The following is a 1,730-nucleotide window of genomic DNA, read 5'->3' on the forward strand; positions in this document are numbered from 1 at the left end:
GATCAGCGGCAGCACGCCGAAAATGCCGATGATGATCAGCGCCGGCAGCGACAGGAGTCGGTTGCGTCGCGCGCTGGTCTTCACCGCCTTGGCTTCGAACAACGCGGCCTTGGAGGGCGGGGCTGAGGAGAGAGCAGCTGTCGTCATCAGTCTTTCAGGACGCGGGCGGCGTCCTCCTCGAACTGGATGCCGACCTTGACGCCGGTCTCGTAGGTCACCGCGCTCGAACGGCTGTTCTGGTGGCGCACGATGAAATTCTCGCCGCCGCCATCGAGCTTGACGTGGTAGTGCGTGTCGGTGCCGAAATAGACGATGTTGGAGAGCGTGCCGGCGATCGTGCCCTTGGCCGGATCGGGGACCAGATCGGCATGCTCGGGACGAACCACCAGCGTCACCTCGCCGGTCGGATTGAAGCCTTCCGGATAGCCGGCGCTGATCGTCGCGTTGCTGGCGAACTTGACTGTCGCCACGCCGGCCTGCTTCGATACCACCGTGCCCGGCAGGAAATTGGTCTCGCCGATGAAGTCGGCGACGAAACGTTCGGCCGGCCGGTCATAGATGTCGCGCGGCGCGCCGACCTGCAGGATCTTGCCGGCCGACATCACCGCGATGCGGTCGGACATGGTCAGCGCTTCTTCCTGGTCATGGGTCACGAAGATGAAGGTGATGCCGGTCTCGTGCTGCAGCCGCTTCAGCTCGATTTGCATTTCCTTGCGCAGCTTGTAGTCCAGCGCCGACAAAGGCTCGTCGAGCAGCAGCACCTTCGGCTGCGGCGCCAGCGCCCGGGCCAGCGCCACGCGCTGCTGCTGGCCGCCGGAGATCTGGCTGGTGCGGCGCGCCTTCAGCGCCTCCATCTTGACCAGCTTCAGCATCTGGGCGACGCGGGCCTCGATCTCCGCTTTCGGCTTGCCGAGCATCTCCAGCCCGAAGCCGATATTCTGCGCCACCGTCATGTGCGGGAACAGCGCATAGCTTTGGAAGACGGTGTTGACCGGACGTTTGAACGGTGGCAGCGGCGCGATGTCCTGGCCGTGCAGCAGGATCTCGCCGGCGCTCGGGAAATCGAAGCCGGCAATCAATCTCAGCAGCGTCGTCTTTCCGCATCCAGACGGACCGAGCAGCGTGAAAAACTCATTTTCGCGGATCGACACCGAAACCGTGTCGAGGGCGGCTACCTGGTTTTCGCCGGTTCCGAAAACCTTGCGAACACCGCGAACTTCGATCGCGTTCTTACCCGGTTGTTCCGGCACGATTACCCCATTGAGAGAGCCTGCTCTTTCCGGCAGGTGTGTTCCTGTTTGATTGTGACCATAAGCCGTGGGGCTTGGCAACTGCGGAGCTGCTACCTGATTTTCAAATGCAATTCCCATGCCGCACCTCAGGCCTGATAGGTGACCCTGCCGCCACAGATGGTGGTGACCGGGCGCACCGTGTGCAGCGCTTCCGGCGCGGTCGCCTCGATATCGGCCGACAAGACGACGATGTCGGCGAGATAGCCGGTCTTCAGGCGACCTTTGCGATCTTCCATGAACTCCGCATAGGCGCCCTCGACGGTGTAACCCTGGATCGCTTCTCGCAACGAGAAGCTCTGGTCGGGCATGCCTTCCGCCCAAGGCTTGCGCATGACTGCCGCCTGGATGGACAGGATCGGATCGACCGGAGAAACTGGCCAGTCGGACGCGAACACCACGCGCGCGCCGGCGTTTTTCAGCGTGCGCCAGGCATAGCTC

General features: G+C 63.1%; 2 protein-coding genes. Both read right to left on the reverse strand.

Annotated elements, in window-relative coordinates:
* Positions 1–146: 146 nt before the first annotated feature.
* A complete protein-coding gene (locus EOA27_RS35235; protein WP_126081540.1) occupies positions 147–1,250 on the reverse strand; it encodes an ABC transporter ATP-binding protein in 1,104 nt (367 codons plus the stop codon).
* Between the two features lie 128 nt (positions 1,251–1,378).
* On the reverse strand, positions 1,379–1,730 hold a 352-nt coding region (locus EOA27_RS35240; RefSeq protein ID WP_145970787.1), incomplete at its 5' end, for an amidohydrolase family protein.

It is taken from the genome of Mesorhizobium sp. M2A.F.Ca.ET.037.01.1.1, assembly GCF_003998075.1.
Classification (GTDB): domain Bacteria; phylum Pseudomonadota; class Alphaproteobacteria; order Rhizobiales; family Rhizobiaceae; genus Mesorhizobium.